Below are 19,987 nucleotides of genomic sequence, written 5' to 3'. Positions count from 1 at the left end.
TTCTATTGATCATCGTCATCGATGGGTTCGGGCTCGCGGGTGTAGGCGAAGTCGAGGACGTAGAAGGGTCGGCCGTGGGGCTGCCGCTGGAGGACCGGGTGCTGCTGGTCGCCGCGTACTGGCCTTGGCCGAGCGGGATGAACACGCAACGTGGTTGACCAGCGAGCCGCGGACAAGACGCGATCTCTGCGATCCTCACATCTCACAGGCCACGCGCGGGTGCCGGCTGCTGGGCGCGGCCGCCGTGCCGTTCCCGGCACGGCGTCGTTGAGCAGCAGCTTGCGGCGAGTTCCCGTTGGGCGTGCTCCGGCGCCCACTGCCCGGCCTCGTACGCATTCGCCCAGGGGACGCGGTGGCCTGTGAGGCTATGAGGCGGAGCTCGTGCGGGGTCTTGCCGTACGCCCTGGTCCAGCCCCGCCGGCGCGCAGGGATGAAGTCATCGGCGAGCACGACCAGGACCAGGACGACGAGGAGGACGAAGCCCGGTCAGCCGCAGGAAGCGGTTCGATCCCGAGCGGGGGTTGGGCGCCATCGCCCAGGACGACGGCGGCTTCGATGCGGTCGCCTACCGTTCGGCGGTTCACGGTGACGCGGAGCGCGAGCTGGTCGCGGGCAAGCGGGTGTGCTTCGCCGTCACCCGGGACGCCGCCGGTGTCCGGGCCGATAACGTCCGCCGTATGCCCCTGGGGTGCTGTACGCCGGCCGAGGGGCCGGGAGGTGACACGGCTGCGCAGGAACGAACCGGGGGGCTCGCTGAGGCGGCCCCTGGGATCGATGCGGTCGACACCTGCCCGTACGGCATGCAGTCGGGGGATGTCGGCGCCGGGCACCGGCAGTTGCTGATGCGGGAAAATACCTCCCCGGGGCCTGCCGCCGTGTCGTGCAGGGATGAGCTGGTGAGGGCGCTGCGGGCGGGGATGGTCGTTCTGGCTGTTGTCACAATCGCCTTTGCCCTGTCGGTCGCCGTGGCACCGTGAGTCGCCCACAGGAGCCGGGCAGGTCTTTGTTGCCGGGGCTCCGGTCGGTCAGGCAGCCGTTCTCATGCGTTGCGTGGCGGTGCCCTCAACGACTTCAAGTTGAACTCTGCACGTTCGAGTCGGCGGCGAGCGCTTGGGGTTGTCGGACCTCGGCGGGCTGTCAAGGTCCTTGCGTCCCCCGCGGGCTGCCAAGTGCGTGGGCCCAGGCCAGCAGTTCGGGAGCATCCAGCGCCGGTAACCACCCGTCGGCCCGGGTGGCGCCGCCGCCTAGCGGCCGGGGACCGACGCCCAGGACCCGCAGGCCGGCCCGGCGGGCCGCTTCCACACCGGTCAGGGAGTCCTCCACCGCCAGCGCCCGGTGCGGGGGGACACCGCAGAGCCGGGCCGCCAGGGCGTACACGTCGGGGTGCGGCTTGGGGCGCACGCGGTCCCCGGTGTCGGGGACGACGAGATGCTGGAAGTGTGCGAGCAGCCCGGCCCGTTCCAGGCTGCCTTCGACCACGACTCTCGGGCAGTTGCTGGCCACCGCCAGCGGTAACCGGCCGGAGAGCAGCCGTACGAGCCGGACCGCACCCGGCATCGTCACCGGTTCGTCGGTGACGAGTGCCAGGAAGTGATCGAGAAGCGCGGCTGTCAGGTCCTCGGTCAGTTCGGGTTTGTGCACGGACTGCGCCATGAGCCGGCCGCAGTCCTCGTAGTGCAGGCCAAGGGCCTGCTCCGCGAACCCGGGCGGTGGCTGGAGTCCGTGCTCCCGGAAGGCCCGGCTGCGAGCCTCCTGCCAGTGGCGTTCGCTGTCCATCAGGGTGCCGTCACAGTCGAAGACGACGGCTTCGGGCGACCAGTCGAGCAGATCGTGGTCCGAGGTGGTCACTGGGGCCTCCCATGCCTTCGCATGTACGCATGCGGCATTTCCGTATCCGCAGAAAACGGAAAGATAGTTTCCGCTACGTTATTTCCGTCCACGCAAATCGGGCAATAACCCTTTTCGGTGACGGGCGCCGGAAACAGGCGTATGACCGTGCGGCGGCGACAGCCGTGACGCAGCCGCCGAGGCCGTCAACACCACGTGCGCACACGTCAGTTGTCACGCGTGCTTGGCCGCACGGGGCCCGGAGCGCCTTACGTCCGTTACCACTCGCACGCGTTCACATTCGAAAGAACTGCGTAATTACCGCACGAAAGTGCCTGTTTGGACTCCGGGCGTACGCTGGCGCACTAAATTCGTGGCCGGCATGAGAACAGAGCGAGGGCGGACGGAACGTTGCAGGAACGGGCGAAGGCAACCCGCAGATCACTGCTGGAAGCGGCTGCCCAACTGTTCGCTGAACAGGGATACGCGGCCACCAGCGTCAACGACATAAGCGCAAGGTCGGGCCGGACCAGCGGCGCGGTCTACTTCCACTACACCGGCAAGGAGGGCATCGCCATCGCCGTCGTCGAGGACCGGTTCGCCACCTGGTCTCAGCTCGCTGCACGCTACGGAGATCAGACGGTCCCCCCGCTCGAACGGCTCGTCGCCCTCAGCTACGACATCGCCCATGCCCTCACCCGGGACCCCGTGACGCGTGCCGGCGCCCGTCTCTGGGCCGAGCGCACCGTCATCAAGGCCCCCGTTCCAGACCCCTTCGCACTGTGGACCGCCGCCGCCACGCGGCTGCTCGCGCAGGCCCGACTGACAGGAGAGGTCAACGAGCGCGTCCGCCCCGCCCGCACGGCCCGGACCCTGGTGCGCGCGTTCTTCGGCCTGTGCGCCCTCACCGAGGCCCTCGAGGGTACGACCGTCCTCGACGACCGCCTGACCGACTGGTGGCACCTGACCCTGCCCTCCCTCCGGTCGCAACCGTCCCGCGGGAACCTCCCGGCAGGCCGGTGACGCACATACGTCAGGGGACTCCGCTGGCCCGGTGCGGTGGTCGTGGACCATCTGGGGCTGCCGGGGCCGCGTCACTCTCGTACCCCGGATTGGCTGCGCTCTCCCGCCTGCTGGCCGCACAGCATGTGTGGGTGAATAGCTGCACCGCGACCGGGTGCTGCTGCCGGGTGTGAGCGAGCTGGCCCGGCAGGTGTCGGAGGTGCGGAAGGACGCGGAGAAGCGGTTGCACGCCACCGTCTCGGCACCAGCTCACCGACGACCATCAGCATCACGGTGGAGACGGTGACACCGAGGATGGTGGGATCGTGGGCGCCGGCCGCAGCCCTCAGGCATCGCGGTGAGCGGGCCGCGCACCAGCGCTGCCAGGGAGGCTCAGCCCGGCCGCTGTCCACGACAGCCACTGCGCCGCGACGGGCCGGGCCGGTGGTCTCGTCAGCGGCCCGGCCCGGCCCGGCTGCGCTCGGCGAACAGCGCTTCAAGAGCTGCCCGCGCCGTCGCCAGTACGGGCGCCTGGATGGCTGTGACGGCGTACTACATCAGGTGGGTTGCGGAGCGGGCCCGCTCCCACATGCTGGGAATTTGCTCACTCGGGCGCTGCTGTTCTCCGTGCAGGGCGTTGAGGACGACCAGGCACCCGGTCAGGGCCGGTACTGCCCACTGCGCGGTGGCCAGCTGCCGCCGAGCCTTGTCGAGGTCGATCGGATGTTTGGCCGCCTTCTCGGTGTCGTCGGGGTGGTGGAGGAGGCCAGCTCGACCTTTTTGCCCAGGATGCGGGCGTAGGCGGTGGCTGCCAGGGCCGCAGCGGTGATGACGGTCTTGGCCGCGGTGGAGGCGCCCACGCCCTGCTGGGTGGCGACGCGGTGCGCGTTTACGGCGAGTAGCCCACCACCACCGAACAGGTGGGCTCCGATCGCGGCGGCATTGACCGGCGCCCACTTCGCCCAGCCCGACGAAGAGATCCGGTCACGGCTTGCCCCCACGCCGCCCTCCTGTTGGGCCGCACCGTTGAGGCCGACTGCTCCCATCAGCGAGCCACCGAACCAGGCCGCCAGACCGAGATCATGAAGGCTGCGGATGGCGGTGTTGCGTTCAGACATGGCCGAGCTCCTTGATCGGTCGGAAGGGCTTGGCCGACGTGGACGGGGAAGCCCACCCCACCTTCGCCGGACTGCGTTTGCCCTGCCATCACGGCAGGCCAGATGTTGCAGATCACCGGATGGTGGCGGCGAGGGCTGGCCAGTTGGCTACGGTCTGGTGCCGCACAGCGGCGAACGTGGGGTCTTGCTCGACAAGAGCTTTCAGCACGTTGCCGCGGGGGAGGCCCGCCTCGACGAGCAGCCGGAGCTGGATGACGGCCGGCGTTGTCACGTTGCGGGGTGTGGGGGTGTCTGACGGTGTGCCGGGGCGTGGTGGAGTCGGGTTCCGGCTGTGTGCTCACGGCGCGGTGGGAAGGCCGGCGGCTCCGGTGGTCTGCTCCCAGATCGCGAAGCGGATGGTCATCTCGGCTCGATGACCTCGCCAAACACTCGCACGTGCGTTTGATCTCAAGGGGGAGGGGTTACCCGCGTTCAAAAGCTGCGTCGCAGCGGCAGACAGCGCCGGGCGGTACTACGCGCACACGGACAGACGACGAGGGGTGGCCGCGATGACCATCGCGACGCAGCAGGGTGGCGGGGGCGGTTCCAGCGGCCTCTACGACGTTCTGGAACTCATCCTCGACCGAGGGCTGGTGATCGACGCGTTCGTGCGGGTCTCCCTCGTCGGCATCGAGATCCTCAAGATCGACATACGGATCGTGGTCGCCAGCGTGGACACCTACCTGCGTTTTGCCGAGGCGTGCAACCGACTCGACCTGGAGGCGGGGCCTCGCAAGCCGGCCGGGCTCACGGAGCTCACGGGCAAAGTCACCGAGTCCGGCGCCCGCGGCAAGACCAAGGGAGCTCTGTCCGGTGCCGCGGAGGCGATCTCCGACGCCTTCCAGCAAGCCCGCGACGAGGGCCGGCAACACCAGGGCACACGGCGCCGCGCATAGGTGACAGAGCTCATGTCGGCTTGTCGGGCGGGTACGCTCCGCGACGGCGGCGGGCGGGTACGCTCCGCGACGGCGGCGGGCGGTACGCTCCGCGACGACGGCGGGCGATGCGAGCGCCGAGCGGGCAGCGCGTGCACGCGTGCACCGGGCCAAGGTCGCGCTGGGCGGGGGGCATTGGGCAGTGGCATCATGCCGAACCGCTCGTCGAGCCCCTGCCGCTTCGGCAGGATCCGCATGTAGGCGCTTGCCGGTGGTTCGCACCACGGCGAGATCGACCCGCCGGTAGGCGACGCCAGGCACCGTGTCGATGTCGCCGCCCTTCTCGGTCAGCGCTTGCAGCAAGGCGGTGAAGGTCTGGGCGGCAACGGCGCCCTGCGGGGCTGGCCGTGGAGCCTGCCGCTGGCCGAACGAGTGCTGATCGATGACGACGTGGTCGAAGGGGAGTCCGGTACGGCGTACTGCCAGTCCCCGCCGGGATGGGCGCCGCCCGTGACCCTCACGATCGCCGGGTCGATGTCCTTGACCAGGTCGGCCAGGGCGCGCGCGTGCGTGATCGTGGTCGGCATGGCGCCGAGAGATCGGTCGTCACCGTCCTCGGTTCCCTCGTCCCGCGTCTGTCCCCGGACCGCAGAACACCGGCCCGCGCCCGCGCCAACCGGACGGCGAAGCGGTCGACCCCCGGAGGCACCGGTGACCGACACCCTCTTGTCCGCCCCGAGTCCGGCAGCCAGCAGCGAGCCCAGTGCGGCCACTCCGGCGACGGGCAAGGTGCCCGCCTTCGCCGGGCCCAAGTCCTTGGGGCCCCTCGGCTCACCACCGGCGTCACGCCCCCGGATGATGATCGTCCGGACGGGTCCTGGTCCTGTCGGTACGGCAACGCCACGAGCCGGACCCGACCGAGAGCCCGGCCCAGGGGCCAGTGATCGACAGGCCAGGGGTTGTTATGACCGCTGTCATGATGGATGCTGCCTCTCGGCGTTCGCCGCAGCCGCGCAGGACGAGCCGGGAGGGCCTGAAGATGAACGAAAACGTCGCACGGGCGATGTGGGAGCGGTTCGAACCGGTCCACCAATTGGTCTACTTCACCCCCGAGCTGCGCGAGGCCGCGGACGGTCTCGGATTGCGCGGCTACTGGAAGGGCTATTTCGCCCTGCGCGCGGCGCCTCTCGGCCCGGTTCCCGCCTCCGTGGTCACCAGCTCCTTCTACGTCTTCCACCCCGACCGGGCGGCGAGTGCGCTGCCGGACGCCTGGGCTGCCGCATCCCCGCAGCAGGTGATCGAAACGCGCGAGCAGGCCATGGGTGCCGCCATGACCAGCTTCTTCGGTCCGGACGTCGTCGCCTCCGCCGAGCTGGCGGAAGCCGCCGACCTGGCCTGGGAGGCCGCCCGCGCCGCGGACACGGCGGGACGGGTGCTCGGCGCGGCCAACCAGGCCCTGCCCCGCCCGGCCCAGCCGCACGTCAGGCTCTGGCAGGCCGTGACCACCTTGCGCGAACACCGCGGCGACGGCCACGTCGCCGTGCTGGTGGGTCGTCGTCTGGGACCGGTCGAGGCGCTGGTGCTCAAGAGCGCCACAGGGGAAACGGACGCCGAGTTCCAGCAACGCATCCGTCAGTGGAACGTCGAGCAATGGCGTGCGGCGCAGGTGAACTTGAGTGAGCGCGGTTGGATCGACGAGGAGGGGCGCCTCACCGGGGCCGGCGCGACTGCTCATGAGCAGATGGAGGCGGACACGGACGCGGCGGCCCTGACGCCGTGGCAGGCAGTGGGCGCCGACGCCACCACCCGCCTCGCCCGCCTTCTCGAACCACTCGCACGAAGAGTCCTGGACTCCAAAATCATCCCGACCGGTAATCCCGTCGGACTCACCGAGGGCACGTGGCAGTCCAGCAGTTGACACCTCCGGTTGGCCCGCTCAGCGCCGGCCGGCTACGAACGTTCTGGCGATGGGAGGCTCTGCGGCCAGAGGGGCCAGAACTCCTGGCCCCTCGGCCGCTGATGGGACGAACTCCCCGAGAGGCGCGCCCGTTCGCGCCGACAGTCCGCCGGGGCACACCGGCTTCGCGGGCTTCTTCCGGCCCGCTCTCCGCTGCATGGGGATCCCGGGGGTAACCGCTCGGCATGACTGTTTACGGGTTACACGCCTCGCACGAGCAGACACCGCCCGCGGACCTGCTCGCCGCCGTGGTGCACGCGGAACAAGCGGGATTCACCGCCGCCATGTGCTCGGACCACTTCTCGCCGTGGAGCATCCGGCAGGGGGAGTCCGGATTCGCCTGGTCGTGGCTCGGCGCCGCCCTCCAGGCCACCGACCATCTGCCGTTCGGCGTGGTGAACGCCCCCGGCCAGCGCTACCACCCGGCGATCATCGCCCAGGCGGTCGCCACCCTCGCATCCATGTACCCGGGCCGGTTCTGGGTGGCGTTCGGCAGTGGAGAAGCGTCCAACGAACACATCACCGGGGCCGGTTGGCCCCGCAAGGAGGTCCGCCAGGCACGGCTGCGCGAGTGCGTCGATGTCGTCCGCGCCCTGCTGCACGGGGAGGAGGTCAGCCACGACGGACTCGTCACCGTGGACCGGGCCAGGCTGTGGACGCTGCCGCCCGCCGTACCGCCACTGATCGGAGCCGCGTGCAGCACGGCCACAGCGGCCTGGTGCGCGCAGTGGGCGGATGGCCTGATCACGGTCAACGCCCCCCGGGAACGGCTGCGCGAGATCATCGATGCCTACCGCGACGCGGGAGGGCGCGGACCGGTCCACCTCCAGGTGCACCTGAGCTGGGCACCCGACGACGACCAGGCCCTCGCGCTGGCGCACGACCAGTGGCGCACCAACGTGCATGCTCCTCCGGTCAGTTGGGACCTGGACTCCGCCGAACTCTTCGACATCGTCAGCGAGCACGTAACGCCCGAGCAGGTGGCGGGCACCGTGAACGTCTCGTCCGATCTCGGCCGGCACACCGCCCGGCTCCACGAGTACGCCGAACTCGGCTTCGACGCGGTGATGCTGCACCACGTCGGCCGTGAACAGAGCGCGTTCATCGACGCGTTCGGCGCCGAGGTGCTGCCACGGCTCGACGTCACCCGCCCGCTGCCCGCCACGGCCGAGGAGTACCGATGCGTCTGACCCGCACGTCCGACCTGTGGTGGAAGAACGCGGTGGTGTACTGCCTGGACGTCGAGACGTACCAGGACGGCAACGGCGACGGGGTCGGCGACTTCGCGGGGCTCACGCAACGCATCGACCACCTGGTGCGACTCGGCGTGACCTGCGTGTGGCTGATGCCCTTCTACCCGACGCGGGAACGCGACGACGGATACGACATCACGGACTTCTACGGTGTCGACCCGCGCCTGGGGACGCTCGGCGACTTCACCGAGTTCGTCCGCACCGCCCGGGACCGCGGCATCCGCGTGATCGCCGACCTCGTCGTCAACCACACCTCCGAGGACCATCCCTGGTTCCAGGACGCCCGATCCGGCCGGGACTCCGCCCATCGCGACTGGTACGTCTGGAAGGACGAGCCCCCCGAGGACGGGCCCGAGGGAGTGGTCTTCCCTGACGCGGAGGACAGTCTGTGGGAGTACGACGAGGGCAGTGGGCAGTACTACCTGCACCGCTTCTACAAGCAGCAGCCCGACCTCAACGTCGCCAACCCCGACGTGCGCGACGAGATAGCCCGGATCATGGGCTTCTGGACACAGCTCGGACTGTCCGGGTTCCGGGTGGACGCCGTGCCGTTCCTGCTGGAGACGGACGGGCAGGACGACGCCGACGCGCTGCCCGACCCGCACGAGTACCTCGCGGACCTGCGCGCCTTCCTCGGCCGTCGCAACGGAGAGTCCGTACTGCTCGGCGAGGTCAACCTGCCGTACGACGACCTCTGCCGGTTCTTCGGGGACCCCGACTCGGACCGCGGGGACGAGCTGACCATGTGCTTCGATTTCGTCGGGATGCAGCAGATGTACCTGTCGATGGCGCGCGCGGACGCGGGCCCGCTCGCCGCCGCGCTGCGCGAACGGCCCGCGGCCCCACGGGACGCCCACTGGGCCACGTTCGTGCGCAACCACGACGAGCTGACCCTCGACAAGCTGAGCGACGACGAACGCGCCGAGGTCTTCGCCGCCTTCGGTCCCGACAAGGACATGCAGCTGTACGACCGCGGTCTGCGCCGCAGGCTGCCGCCCATGGTCGACGGCGACCGCCGCCGTGTCGAACTCGCCTACAGCCTGCTGTTCACCCTGCCGGGCACCCCCGTGCTCTTCTACGGCGAGGAGATCGGTATGGGCGAGAACCTGGCTGCCGAGGGCCGTCAGGCCGTCCGCACGCCCATGCAGTGGACGCCGGAGCCCGGCGCCGGGTTCTCCACCGGCGCACCCGGCACCTTCCCCAATCCTCTGCCGGAGGGCGCGTTCGCACCGCAGAAGGTCAATGTGTACGAGCAGAGCCGCGATCCCGACTCGCTGCTCAGCCGCATACGCCTGTTCGCCGAGCGCTACCGGGAGGCTCCCGAGCTGGCCTGGGGCGAGTACCGGCTGGTCGAGAGCGGGGAGTCTTCCGTCCTCGCCCACGTCAGCCACACCGCCGACGGGAGCGTCCTGGCCCTGCATAACTTCGCAGGCCGGCCCGTCACCGCGCGGATACGACTGTCGGAGGCGGGGGCCGGTGGGACGCTGACGGATCTGCTCGACGAAGGGCACGCGGGATCCACCGTGCCCGACGACGGTCGGCTCACCGTCGAACTGCCCGCCTACGGATACCGGTGGCTGCGTGTCGGTACCCCGGGCGACGACCCCGAAAGGGTCGCCACCGACTGACCCGGCGCCCACCCGGACTCAGAGATCCGGCGGGCACCAACGACTGAGCGCCTTCGCGGAGGCGGCCCGGGCCGCCGGCTCACCGGCGCGACGGCATCGCGATCCGGCCGTGGCCGCGCAGTAGCGGGTTGCGCGGCCGGTCGGACGTGGCGAGGACCAGGTCAGCGGAGCTACCCTTCCGGAGCATGGCCGCCGCCGCGGGCCGCGTGTGGTGGATCAGCCGCTTCAGACCGACGGCAGCGGCACACCACCATCGCGTTCACGCCTGCGGCCCCCACCGGACGGCGTCGGAAAGGCGGCGTACGCCCCAACGGCCCGCTTCTCCACCTCGTGCCCACGTGCTGAGGACCGGGACGCAGTCCTCGGCGAAGTACTCGTAGTCGGCGGCCACGTTGTAGACATGGGCGGACAAGCGCATGTAGCCGACGCCGTCGAAGCTGGTGAAGGCCGCCTCCACGCCCAGTTCGCGGGCCACCCGGTCACGCAGGGCGTCGGCCTCGATCCGGTTGGCGGCGAGACCGTCCGGCAGGCGCACCAGGCGCATGCCGGGTACGGGCATGCCCACGTCGACCGAGGGAGGCACGCCGGTCGCTTCGGCGAGCGCGGTGCCGATGACACGGGCTCCGTAGGCGGCCAGGTCCTCCATGTAGCGGCGGGCGACCGTCCAGCCCCAAGTGCGCTCGACGAAGGTGAGGGCCGTCGGCGCTGCCAGCTGAGCGGTGGCGTCGACCGTGCCCTGCTGGTCGAAACGGTCGGGGAAGGGATCGGCCGCGGCCCAGGAGTCGATCAGGGGGTAGAGGTGTTCGCGCAGCGGGCCACGCGCGATCAGCGCCGCTGTCCCGCGCGGGGCGCACCCCCACTTGTGCAGGTTGCCGACCCAGAAGTCGCACGCGGCGCCGGCGAGGGGCGCGTCGAGCAGACCGGGCGCGTGCGCGCCGTCGACGAGGACGGGAATGCCGCGCCGGCGGGCCTCCGCCCCGATGCGCTCCACCGGCAACCGGCGTGCGGTCGCCGAGGTGATCTGGTCGACGACGACGAGTTCGGTGGCGTCGCCGAGTTCGGCGGCCACCGCCTCGTACGCCTGGTCCTCGTCCGCGTCCAGCGGCACCCGGGCGGTTCGGACCCGCCCTCCCCAGCGGCGGGCCAGCCGCTCGGCACCCATCGTCACGGCCCCGTAGCCGTGATCGGTGACGAGGATCTCCCCGCCCGGACGGAGGGTGAGGGCGGCGTAGACGACACTGGCTCCGGCGCTGGCGTTCGACACGAGGGCGAGATCGCCGGCGTCGACCCGCAGGAACTCGGCGAGCTCCACCCGGGTGGCGGCAAGGCGCTGGGGCAGCGCCGGGAACCACACCACGGGGGAGCGTTCCATCTGCGCGCGCAGCAGTTCCTGCCGCTCCTGGGCCACCAGCGGAACGGCCCCGAAGGAGCCGTGGTTCAGGTGCTTGAGGACAGGGTCCAGCGACCAGGCCCGGTCGGCGAGCCTGCCGTCCGCCAGCAGCAGGGGGCGCGGTGCGGCGGTCACCTCGGTCTCGCTCACAGGACTCCACATCTGGGCAGGGCGGCCCCGCGGAGGTTCTGACTCCGCCGGACACATCTGATGACTCGGCATCTTGCACAGCTCTTCTGGGGGAAACAAGGGCCGTGCAGGGGGAAGTCATCAGATGATTTTCCCCCGAGACGCATTCCCGACAGGATCTGATGACCCGCTGGGCCTCGCTACAGTGCTGCGAGGGACGCGGCCTGATCGCGGCTCGTCAGGGGAGGAAGAAGGGGACGGATGTCCGCAGTCGAGAAGGCCTTCCACGGCCTGCGGCACATGATCGGGACGGGACGCCTCGGTCCGGGCGACCGCATCCCGCCCGAGGGGGATCTCTGCGAGGAACTGGGCGTCTCGCGGGGGTCGCTGCGCGAGGCGGTACGGATGCTCGCCGCACTGGGCGTCATCGAGCCGAGGCACGGCTCGGGCACGTACGTCTCGCAGCTGAGACCCCAGGACGTGATCGGCAGCCTCTCCCTGACCCTCGAACTCCTGCCGCTGTCGGGGCTGCTGGAGGTCTACGAGATCCGGCGCGTCCTCGAGGCGCACGTCGCCGCCCAGGCGGCTGCCCGCCGCACCCCGAAGACGGTGGACACGCTCTTCTCCCTCATCGACGCCATGGCAGCCACGAGCGACCCCACCGAGGCATCGGAACTGGACCACCGCTTCCACGCGGAGATCGCCCGGGTGGGCGGCAACCCGACCCTGGCCACCCTCCTGGCGGTCTTCCGCGCCCGCTCCCGCAAGTACCAGGTCTTCACCCTGCCCGAAGGCCCCGAACTGCGCAGGAAGAGTGACGACGACCACCGCGTCCTGGCCACCGCCATCGCCGAGCACGACCCGGTCGCCGCGGCCGGCGCGGCACAGGCGCACGTCGCCCAGACGGAGCGGTGGCTGCGGGCGTTCATGCCGCCGGTCGAGGAGACCGGCGGCGCGGACTGAGCCTCCTGCAGGGGGCGGTGGCGCCGCTTGCCGGCTGCGACCCGGCCCCGCTGCTACACCCGTTCCTCGCTCGAGGTGGTCTGGTCTTCGGGCTCCGCCAGGGGCTGAGCCTGCCGTCCGGTTCGCGCCCGCTCCATGTCCGCCCTCGCATGGATGAGCAGTGCCACCGCCTTGATCACGGCCGCCACGCTCATGCCGATCGCGGTGGTCAGTGCGCCGACGGCGGTGACGACCTGGGCGGTGCCCGAGGGACCGAGGGGTGCGGAGGGCGGGTGCTCGAGGAGGGGGCGGCCGCTGATGTAGGCCAGCGCGTAAGCGGCGGCGGCGACGGCGGCCCAGAGTGACAGCCTGCGGCGTTCGGGGCAACGGCCCTCGCGGGGAGGCGCGGTGAGGGCCAGGCGGCGGTGGAGGTGCTGGTGGCGGAACTCGTAGCGGGCCCCCGTCTGGCGCAGTACGCCGCGGCGGTGTGCTTCCTCCAGGAACGTCATCAACCGCCAGGGCGCCCTGCCCGTCAGCGCGAGCCAGACACGGGCCGTGGCCGTGCGGCCCCATGCGCTCAGCGTGAGCGCGGACGCGCCTACGGGCACCCACAGCTCGGTGTGCATGGTGCCCAGGGTGCTGTCCCGGCCCGTCGCGGCGATCAGGAGCAGGCACACCGCACCCGCGAGAAGCGCTGCCACGGCGCCGCGGACGAGTGTGGCGGCGCGGTCGGTGCGCAGCGTGCTGCGGGGGGCCGACGGCGCGGATGACGTCGGACGGGGTGTTCAGGGCGCGGTAGGCGCCGGACGCGCAACCACCGATCGTGCCGACGAGCACCCCGAAGGCCACCAGCGGGCCGACGGCGTCGAGGACGACGGCCGCGGCGTCTCGGCGTAACCAGTACATCGGCGCGCACGTCGGAGACTGGGGCTCGGTGATGGCCGCGTCCGTGCTGTCCGCGGTGCCGGCTGCGATCCTGCTCGTCCTCGCCCAGAAGTACATCGCCTCGGGCATCACCGGCGGCAGCGTCAAGTGATGCCTGCCAACGAGGAGGCGTCTCCACCGGCTGCCGATACTCACCGTCTTGAGGAACCCCGGCCACGCGACGGCCGGGGTTCCTCTGATGCGTGGAATTCCATCCTGGGACGGATCCAAGCCCCATGACGCCACTCCGAGACGTTCGACGGCGTAGTCGCTCACGTCGTTCGGTTGAATCGGTGCAACTGGTCGAGGGCGGCGCGTGGCCTCCTGGCCTGTGCCTCCCGTGCAAGGCGGGCCGGAAAACCGCTCGGGCGGCGCACGCGCGGTGAGCGCGGGCGCCGCCCGGAGCGACGTCGAGGGCGAGGAAAGCGGAGGAACTCGTTTCAGGAAAGGAGTGAGAAGGAAGTCCCTCCATGGCCTCGCCGACGGTAACGCTAGCACTCAGCCCGGGATCAGGTCGCGCAGGTTTTCGAGGGTGACGACCCGGGAGCCCGCGGGCAGCCTCTCGGGGCGTTCGAGCCCGATGTACGTGACCGGCTCGTCCAGGACAGTCTCGCTGTCCCACACCTCCACGGCCGTGCCGCCGTCGGACATCAGGCCGACCAGGTAGCGCACCGTCAGGTACTCGCGTTCCACGAGGGCACGCACCACCTTGGACACCGACATCTGGTTCTCCTCCACCCGGTTGGCCGACGAGATGCCTCTCAGGTACAGGTGCAGCCACTTCGCGCGCCACCGGCCGTCGTCCTCGCGCCGGAACACCAGCGGCAACGCCACTCGGCCCACCCCGCGCAGCTCCGATGTCATCCGCACCGTGCGCGGCTCGAACGGCCGGCCCTTCTGCTCGCCGTCGCGCACCATGAAACCGAAGAACGACTCCTCGGTTTCCTCGAAGCCCTCGCCGGCGTAGATGTTGACCTGCGGAACGATGAAGGTGCTGCGCACCCGGTCAAGGGAGAGGTTGATGAACTCCGATGCCCCGTCGGGCGCCTCGGTGACGTCGCCCGAGTGCTTGCCCCCGACAGCCTTGAGTGAGGTGTAGGAGAGCCAGTCATCGGTGCTGTAGTCGGTGTGGAGAAGCAGGGCCGAGAGATCGTAGTCGGTCCGCTTCTCCGCCTGCTTCCAGTACACGAAGAAGCGCAGCTGCTCGCCGTCGACCGCCGAGATCGAACCACGCGGAAGCACTCCGAGCCCCCCCGCGGTCGCCCTGCCGCTGAGCGGGAGCGCCACGTCGAGAACGTCGGGGTCGAGCAGCAGCCGGCCCGGTGCCGGAAGCCTGCGGCGCATCTCGGCGTCGAGGGCCGTGATCAGGCGGTCGCGGTCGGCGGCGGGTACCTGCGGCCGGGCGTCGGCAACGACCCAGCCGCGGCCTCGGCGGTTGACGAAGATCCGGGGCTGGTCGCTCGCCCGCTCCCGGTTCTGGAAGTGTTCGCGGACGGACAGCACGACCCGGCCGGAGACCTCGGGAGCCGTCTCCACCGCGGCGGTCACCACCGCGTCGCGCTCCGCCTGGTCTGCGGCGACACGCAACAGAAGGTCCAGCGCGCGGAACAACTTGCCGGGAGCGGACTTCAGCAGCCGCACGGCACCGAGGACGTCGGACGCGTCGAGCAGCTTCTCGAAGCGGCTGTCGAAGGACCGCGCCTCCTTCTCGCCCCGGGCCACGGCGAACACATCGGCCGCGCACGGCCACTGCGGATACTCGTGCGGGTGAAGACGCTCTCCGAGTCGCTTGAACGGCTCGCGGTAGGCGGGTACGTCGGCCAGCCCGGCGGGGTTCGCCGCGACCACGGCATCCAGGCCCGCGAGCAGCTTCCGGCGCACCGGCCGGGGAAAGCCCCGGAACCGGGTCGGCTCCTGCAGCGTCACGTCGCCGCCCGAGACGGCGCAGGCCAGCCGCAGCACATCCACGACGGTGTCGAGCAGGGGGTCCGCGCCGACGGCGAGACGTGCCTCGTTGACGATCGCGCGGTTCTCCCTGACCGGGATCGACTCCGGCTGGGGTCCGAGCGCGCACCGTTCGGCGAGGATCCTGAGATCGCCCAGGCGGTCGTCGCCCAGCGGCGTCGTACTGCCCGCCAGGGCCAGGTACAGGTCGGTGAGTTCGTCGTCCAGGTCGCGTCCGAGGTGCAGGACGGTCACCCGGTCGCCCGCCGAGGCGATCAGCTCGTCCTGGGCTGCGAGCATCTCCTCGTAGGTGTGCTGGTAGCGGCCGTACGTGGGCAGGGTGAGCAGGTCCAGCACTCCGTGCGCCAGCTGCGTCAGTACGTTCCCGCGCGACGCGTCGTCGGCGAGCGCCTTGGTCACACACCGCATCCAGAACTCTTCGGTGTCCGGTACGTTCGCCGGGAAGTCGATGAAGTACGAGTTGTGCCGGACGTGGTCGCCGACCATCTCGCTCACGGTGCGCAGCGTCCGCTTGGCAGTGTGAACGACGGCGGCCTCCGACAGCCCGGACAGCCGTTCCAGCGCCTCCGCCGAGAGCTTGAAGCCGACGGAGGCCAGCGTCGCGTCGAACTGCCGTGCGGCGGCGGCGCCTTCTCCGGCGGAGCCCTTGGGGGAGGGAATGCGGTGGGTGTGTCGGATGACCAGTGATTCCAGACCGTGCGCCATTCGGGGATGATCGCAGATCTGTACGAACCGACGCACCGGGTTTCCTGCCCGCACACTGCCTCGCGGCTCCAAGACGCCAGTCAACAGGGAAGGCGGAGCAGGACCAGCCTGCGCACGGATGACCGTGCCGACTTGGAGCGAGCAGGCCGGCGACCGCAACCCCGGCCGTAGGGGCGAGGTTGGTGGTGCGGCCGACGTACTGAAGGCGGTCTTGGCGTCGTACCTGCCGAGCAGCAGCAGCGTGCGGGGGGCAGGGAGCCGGTGAGTTGGTTGGGTGCGCCGGGTGTGCACGCTCGCGGTGAGCTGATCGCCGACCCGCAGTATGAGACAGGCAGCTCGCCGGGACAGCTGTCAGTTTCTCGTCGTGCCGCTTTCGCCTGCCGCGTGGCGTTCACCCTGTCCGTTCAAGCCGGCGGTGCGCTGTCACACCGTTGCGCCGCATGCGGGACATGTGGGTGACGCTAGGTCAAGTAGTTCGAGTAGCGCCGTCCACCCGTTCGAGATCTACCGGACAGGCTCTGACCTCGGGAAACGGCCGGTTGGCCATGCTGTGGAGCAACCGCCCTCTCCTTACGCTGAGTTGTAGGAGCGCCCGCTCCGTGAAGGACTCTCGAAGCTGAGGAGCATGACTTGAGCGATCTCCTATTGCTCGCGGGCGGTTCCGTGACGATGACCCACCACGTCACCGGAACCTACTTCATGTGCAACGACTGGCACGACGGCGTCGGAAACCACACCCAGACCTGGGCCCAAGACCCCTTCGCCAAGGACAACAACTCGCACCGCTGGTTCCTGCGGCAGAACGCCGGCGGCACCGTGCGCATCGAGTCGTACGCCAACCACCGCTGCCTCACCGCAGGGGCCAACCCACCCGACATCGTGACCCTGCGGGAAAGCACGGACAGCCTCAACCAGCACTGGCGGCTGGTCTCGCACGCAGAGCACGGCAACGACTTCTACCTGGTCTCGGTCGTGCACCCACGCTACGCCCTCGCCATCGCCGACCACCTCCAGGGCAACGACCGGCTGGTGGGCCTGACCCGCATGTGGGGCGGACCCAACCTCTCCCAGTTGTGGCGGATCTACCCCTCGTCCGAGGACCAGAGCTGACTCCGAACGAGCACGAGCGCCGCTATCGCGGGAGCTCCACCTGAAGCATGCCGGTCCATCAGCGGGTGGCCGCCGAGCGTCAGCCGGGACGGTGACGCAACGCGGTCACCCGCAGCCGACGTCATCGGGAATTCTCCGCGATCCATTCAGGACCCGCATCGGCCGCCTCCCTTCCACATCGCCGAGGAAGAGGAGTGGCAGTTGCGCCGACGACTCGTCCGCCTCACCGCGTAGGACACGGTCGAAGAGGCGGGAACGGTCCGCCAGTCCGCGCCCTGGGTGCGCCGGGGGCGCACTGCGGTATCCCCCCTGCGGGGCAACGCCCTCCTACCGGACCGCCGGCAAGATCACGGATACGGCGCCTGACCAGCGCCCGCTCACCCCGCCTGCTGCACGGCACCTCACGCACAGCCGGACGATGCTTCGGCCCCATCCGCGATGGCCACGCGGCCCCGACGGAACTGGTTTCGGACATGCTCGGTGTACACCGAAGGCCACTGCCACCCGCGGCCGGCGACTGACCTCTCTGAGGAACGGAGTGATGTTGTGTCTTTGACCGTTGAGGACGTCGAAGCCGAGATGCAGGCCGCGAGTCAGGAGGGTGACCCGGCCGTCGACGCGCTGGTGTCGGACCTCATCGACAACCAAGACGTCGATGGCGTCAACGGCCTGTTCCGCACGATCGGAACGCTCAAGCCCGGCATGGACTTCTCCCGTCTGCCCGAGCGTCTGGCGCAGTTCCTCAACGAGGCCGCGGCCGAGCCGCCCGGCTGGAGCGAGGCGGACGTCACCGCCGCCGAAGGGTTCTTCGACCACCACCACGGCGTGGCCTCCATGCTCCAGGGAACGGTGGGCCTGATCGGCACCTACCTCTCACCCACCGGGGCGTTCACGCTGCGCTCCACCGGCCGCCTGGGCGGGGTGGAGGGACCGGGCCGACGCCTGTCGCAGTCCTCCCGCCTGTTCATCGACATGGGCAACCGCGGCGCCCTGCGCGACGGCACCCTGGCGGCCGATGTGACGAAGGTGCGCCTGGTGCACGCCTCGGTGCGGCAACTGCACAAGATGAGCGGAGTGTGGGACTACGACACCTACGGTGAGCCGGTCTCTCAGAAGTACATGGCCGGTGCCATCTGCGTCTTCAGCGTCCAGGTCCTGGAGGCGATGAGGAACCTCGGCATCACGGTGTCGGAGGACGACGCTCACGGGTTCATGTGCGCCTGGCACTACGTCAACCACTACCTCGGCACCCCGGCCAAGTGGCTGATGCCCAAGGACGTCGACGTCGTCGACCGGATCTGGCGCATCGAACGGGAAAAGGAGTGGAGGACATCCGAGCACTGCACCTACATGACCCAGCAGGCCGTCAAGTTCTACCGCGACCTGCTCCCGCCCGGGGTCAGCGACGCCTTCATCACGGTGACCCGGATCGGTCTGGGCGACAAGTACGCGGACATGGCCGGCGTACCCAGGAGTCCGATCGACCTGGCGGGCAAGCCGCTCGCGCAGGGCCACAAGGCCGTCAGCAGCCTGGGCAGCGGCCTCTTCGGCGGCGCCGCGAAGAAGACCGTCGGCGTGAACCCCTACGACGAAGTAGTCGGCCTCGCCGCCAAGGGCTACAACCAGATCGTCAAGTACGCCATCACCCACGACCAGGACGACCAGCCCCAGATGCACCAGGAACTCGGCGACAACCGCTGACCGGAACAGCACCGCCCGCTCACCGGCAGCGGCCCCCGGCGGGCGCACACCGCGCCCGCCCACACGTACAGGCGCTGCCGCCGAGCAAGTCCTCGCCGGAAACAATTCCCCTGCCCTACAGGCGGTCCGGGAGGAGACGGCGGGGGGTGCCCGGGGGCACGCTAGGCTGCGGTTCTACGGCGGATGGGGGCCTGGCATGTGGCAGCGGGGGATACGGGTGGTCGTGCTCGGCGCGGCCCTGGTGGTCCTCGCCGGCTGCGGTTCCAAGACCGCCGAGTCCGATGAGGAGGCGACAGGCACGACCACGGCCGCCGCCTGGACCCTCGCCGCTCCGATTCGCGTCGACGGAGTCCGTACCGCCGACGGCGGCCGGTCTTTGGTGGTCGATGCCGAAGTGCCCGACGGGACACGCGACTGCGTGCGCAGCCTGCGCGGTGAGCTCGACACCGTCGAGCACGGCACCGTATACGTGAAAGTCACATACGAGACCCGTTCCCTGCACCAGGACTCCGGCTGCACCGGCACGCGGCGGGTCAAAGCGACGGTGAAGCTGGGCGAGCCCCTGGGATCCCGCAGCGTCATGGTGAACAGCATGGAGGTGTACACCCCCGTCGGTGCCACGCCACCCGCCCTGCGGCAGTGCGGTGAGAACGGCTGTGACCCCACGCCGCCGCGTTGCACCTCGTCCTCGTACCGACAGGCGGTCAACGACACGGACATCCCCAAGCACACGAGCTGGGAGGAACGCGGCTGCGACGACACGTGGCTGGTGCTGGACCTGTCGACCCGGATGGGACCGGCGTGCGGTGACGCCGGCGACGGATGCTCCTCCTCCGGTGTCTCCCAGCGCTGGTTCTACCGGGCCGAGTCCTCGGGCTGGCGGCCGGTCGCCACGGACGGCGATGCGGGATGCGCCGGGATCCACAAAACCCTGCCGGAATTGCCCGAGCACCTCTGCGCGTCGCTGCCGCGGCTCGACCGCGGCTGATGCCCCGGGCCTGCGGCTGCTTGGTTACTGGAGCAGGATCTTTTTGCGGAGTGGATCGAATCCGGCCCTCCCGTAGAGCTGCCTTCTGATCTTTTTGATGCGGTTCACAGCGCCTTCGGTGCGCCGGAACTCCAGTGCAGGCTGAGGTCGGCGGTGCGTCCTTGCCCTTCTCGTACCGGCTTTGATCGTCATCGTGGTCACCCGCACCCACGGCTTCCCAGCCAAGCTCGCTCTCCAAGATCTGTGCCAGACCCCAAAACTCGGTAACAAGCGCTGTCGTAAGAAGTCGTCGAAGCCACGATGTCGTCGCCGTCCCGGTTGCGCCGGTGAGGGTCGTCGGGTCGACTACGGCCCGGCAGGTCTGAGCAGGCCACGTCGGCGTGCCACGCGGTGCGGCTCGCCAGGCCTGGAGTTCGCGGCGCCGACCGACGGTG

At 70.1% G+C, this 19,987-nt stretch carries 16 protein-coding genes and 2 pseudogenes; 11 read left to right on the top strand and 7 right to left on the bottom strand.

Features of this window, described 5'->3' with window-relative positions; all coding sequences use genetic code 11:
• Positions 1–521 precede the first annotated feature (521 nt).
• Positions 522–977, top strand: coding sequence for a S1 domain-containing protein (locus tag QNO09_RS27675; protein WP_349636990.1), 456 nt, complete (start codon positions 522–524; stop codon positions 975–977).
• Positions 978–1,137: 160 nt separating this feature from the next.
• Here QNO09_RS27675 and QNO09_RS27670 read toward each other — a convergent pair whose 3' ends face one another.
• A complete protein-coding gene (locus tag QNO09_RS27670) occupies positions 1,138–1,848 on the bottom strand; it encodes an HAD family hydrolase (protein ID WP_283972971.1) in 711 nt (236 codons plus the stop codon).
• Between the two features lie 390 nt (positions 1,849–2,238).
• Here QNO09_RS27670 and QNO09_RS27665 point away from each other — a divergent pair, with 390 nt between their 5' ends.
• Positions 2,239–2,850, top strand: coding sequence for a ScbR family autoregulator-binding transcription factor (locus tag QNO09_RS27665; RefSeq protein WP_283972970.1), 612 nt, complete (start codon positions 2,239–2,241; stop codon positions 2,848–2,850).
• 531 nt (positions 2,851–3,381) lie between these two features.
• Here the strand turns inward: QNO09_RS27665 and QNO09_RS27660 are convergent.
• A pseudogene (locus QNO09_RS27660) lies at positions 3,382–3,947 on the bottom strand (hypothetical protein).
• Positions 3,948–4,059: 112 nt separating this feature from the next.
• A complete protein-coding gene (locus tag QNO09_RS27655; RefSeq protein WP_283972969.1) occupies positions 4,060–4,218 on the bottom strand; it encodes a hypothetical protein in 159 nt (52 codons plus the stop codon).
• Positions 4,219–4,495: 277 nt separating this feature from the next.
• On the opposite strand from QNO09_RS27655, the gene QNO09_RS27650 reads away from it, so the two are divergent.
• Positions 4,496–4,882, top strand: coding sequence for a gas vesicle structural protein GvpA (locus QNO09_RS27650; RefSeq protein WP_283972968.1), 387 nt, complete (start codon positions 4,496–4,498; stop codon positions 4,880–4,882).
• A gap of 326 nt (positions 4,883–5,208) precedes the next feature.
• On the opposite strand, the gene QNO09_RS27645 is transcribed toward QNO09_RS27650, so the two are convergent.
• Positions 5,209–5,448, bottom strand: coding sequence for a hypothetical protein (locus tag QNO09_RS27645; protein ID WP_283972967.1), 240 nt, complete (start codon positions 5,446–5,448; stop codon positions 5,209–5,211).
• Between the two features lie 452 nt (positions 5,449–5,900).
• On the opposite strand from QNO09_RS27645, the gene QNO09_RS27640 reads away from it, so the two are divergent.
• The 3 genes from QNO09_RS27640 (at position 5,901) to QNO09_RS27630 (ending at position 9,699) form a co-directional block, all read left to right on the top strand.
• The gene (locus QNO09_RS27640; RefSeq protein WP_283972966.1) at positions 5,901–6,779 is read left to right on the top strand and encodes an SCO6745 family protein; all 879 of its coding nucleotides are present in this window, start codon (positions 5,901–5,903) and stop codon (positions 6,777–6,779) included.
• A gap of 224 nt (positions 6,780–7,003) precedes the next feature.
• On the top strand, positions 7,004–8,008 hold the full coding sequence (locus QNO09_RS27635) for a TIGR03885 family FMN-dependent LLM class oxidoreductase (RefSeq protein ID WP_283972965.1): 1,005 nt from the start codon (positions 7,004–7,006) through the stop codon (positions 8,006–8,008).
• On the top strand, positions 7,999–9,699 hold the full coding sequence (locus QNO09_RS27630) for an alpha-amylase family protein (RefSeq protein ID WP_283972964.1): 1,701 nt from the start codon (positions 7,999–8,001) through the stop codon (positions 9,697–9,699). The genes QNO09_RS27635 and QNO09_RS27630 overlap by 10 nt, the downstream gene beginning before the upstream one ends.
• Before the next feature lie 259 nt (positions 9,700–9,958).
• Here QNO09_RS27630 and QNO09_RS27625 read toward each other — a convergent pair whose 3' ends face one another.
• On the bottom strand, positions 9,959–11,239 hold the full coding sequence (locus QNO09_RS27625) for an aminotransferase class V-fold PLP-dependent enzyme (RefSeq protein ID WP_283972963.1): 1,281 nt from the start codon (positions 11,237–11,239) through the stop codon (positions 9,959–9,961).
• A gap of 240 nt (positions 11,240–11,479) precedes the next feature.
• Between QNO09_RS27625 and QNO09_RS27620 the strand changes: the two genes are divergently transcribed.
• Positions 11,480–12,181: a FadR/GntR family transcriptional regulator gene (locus QNO09_RS27620; protein WP_283972962.1), complete on the top strand. Its 702-nt coding sequence runs from the start codon at positions 11,480–11,482 to the stop codon at positions 12,179–12,181.
• Between the two features lie 53 nt (positions 12,182–12,234).
• Here QNO09_RS27620 and QNO09_RS27615 read toward each other — a convergent pair whose 3' ends face one another.
• Positions 12,235–12,861: a hypothetical protein gene (locus QNO09_RS27615; RefSeq protein ID WP_283972961.1), complete on the bottom strand. Its 627-nt coding sequence runs from the start codon at positions 12,859–12,861 to the stop codon at positions 12,235–12,237.
• 197 nt (positions 12,862–13,058) lie between these two features.
• Here QNO09_RS27615 and QNO09_RS27610 point away from each other — a divergent pair.
• Positions 13,059–13,196: pseudogene (locus QNO09_RS27610) on the top strand (carbohydrate ABC transporter permease); the annotation flags it as partial.
• Positions 13,197–13,582: 386 nt separating this feature from the next.
• Here QNO09_RS27610 and QNO09_RS27605 read toward each other — a convergent pair.
• Complete coding sequence (locus QNO09_RS27605) at positions 13,583–15,754, bottom strand: TerD family protein (RefSeq protein WP_283972960.1); 2,172 nt, start codon at positions 15,752–15,754, stop codon at positions 13,583–13,585.
• Between the two features lie 630 nt (positions 15,755–16,384).
• On the opposite strand from QNO09_RS27605, the gene QNO09_RS27600 reads away from it, so the two are divergent.
• The 3 genes from QNO09_RS27600 to QNO09_RS27590 all read left to right on the top strand — a co-directional run bounded on the left by QNO09_RS27600 (position 16,385) and on the right by QNO09_RS27590 (position 19,553).
• Positions 16,385–16,864: an RICIN domain-containing protein gene (locus QNO09_RS27600; RefSeq protein WP_283972959.1), complete on the top strand. Its 480-nt coding sequence runs from the start codon at positions 16,385–16,387 to the stop codon at positions 16,862–16,864.
• Between the two features lie 546 nt (positions 16,865–17,410).
• Positions 17,411–18,565, top strand: coding sequence for an oxygenase MpaB family protein (locus QNO09_RS27595; RefSeq protein ID WP_283972958.1), 1,155 nt, complete (start codon positions 17,411–17,413; stop codon positions 18,563–18,565).
• A gap of 196 nt (positions 18,566–18,761) precedes the next feature.
• Positions 18,762–19,553, top strand: a complete 792-nt coding sequence (locus QNO09_RS27590; RefSeq protein ID WP_283972957.1) for a hypothetical protein — start codon at positions 18,762–18,764, stop codon at positions 19,551–19,553.
• The last annotated feature ends 434 nt before the right edge of the window (positions 19,554–19,987 follow it).

Origin of the sequence: Streptomyces sp. 378 (assembly GCF_030124145.1) — a bacterium.
Taxonomy (GTDB): domain Bacteria; phylum Actinomycetota; class Actinomycetes; order Streptomycetales; family Streptomycetaceae; genus Streptomyces.
Note: the sequence above shows the minus strand (reverse complement) of the source record. Positions and strands in the feature narration are given on the sequence as shown.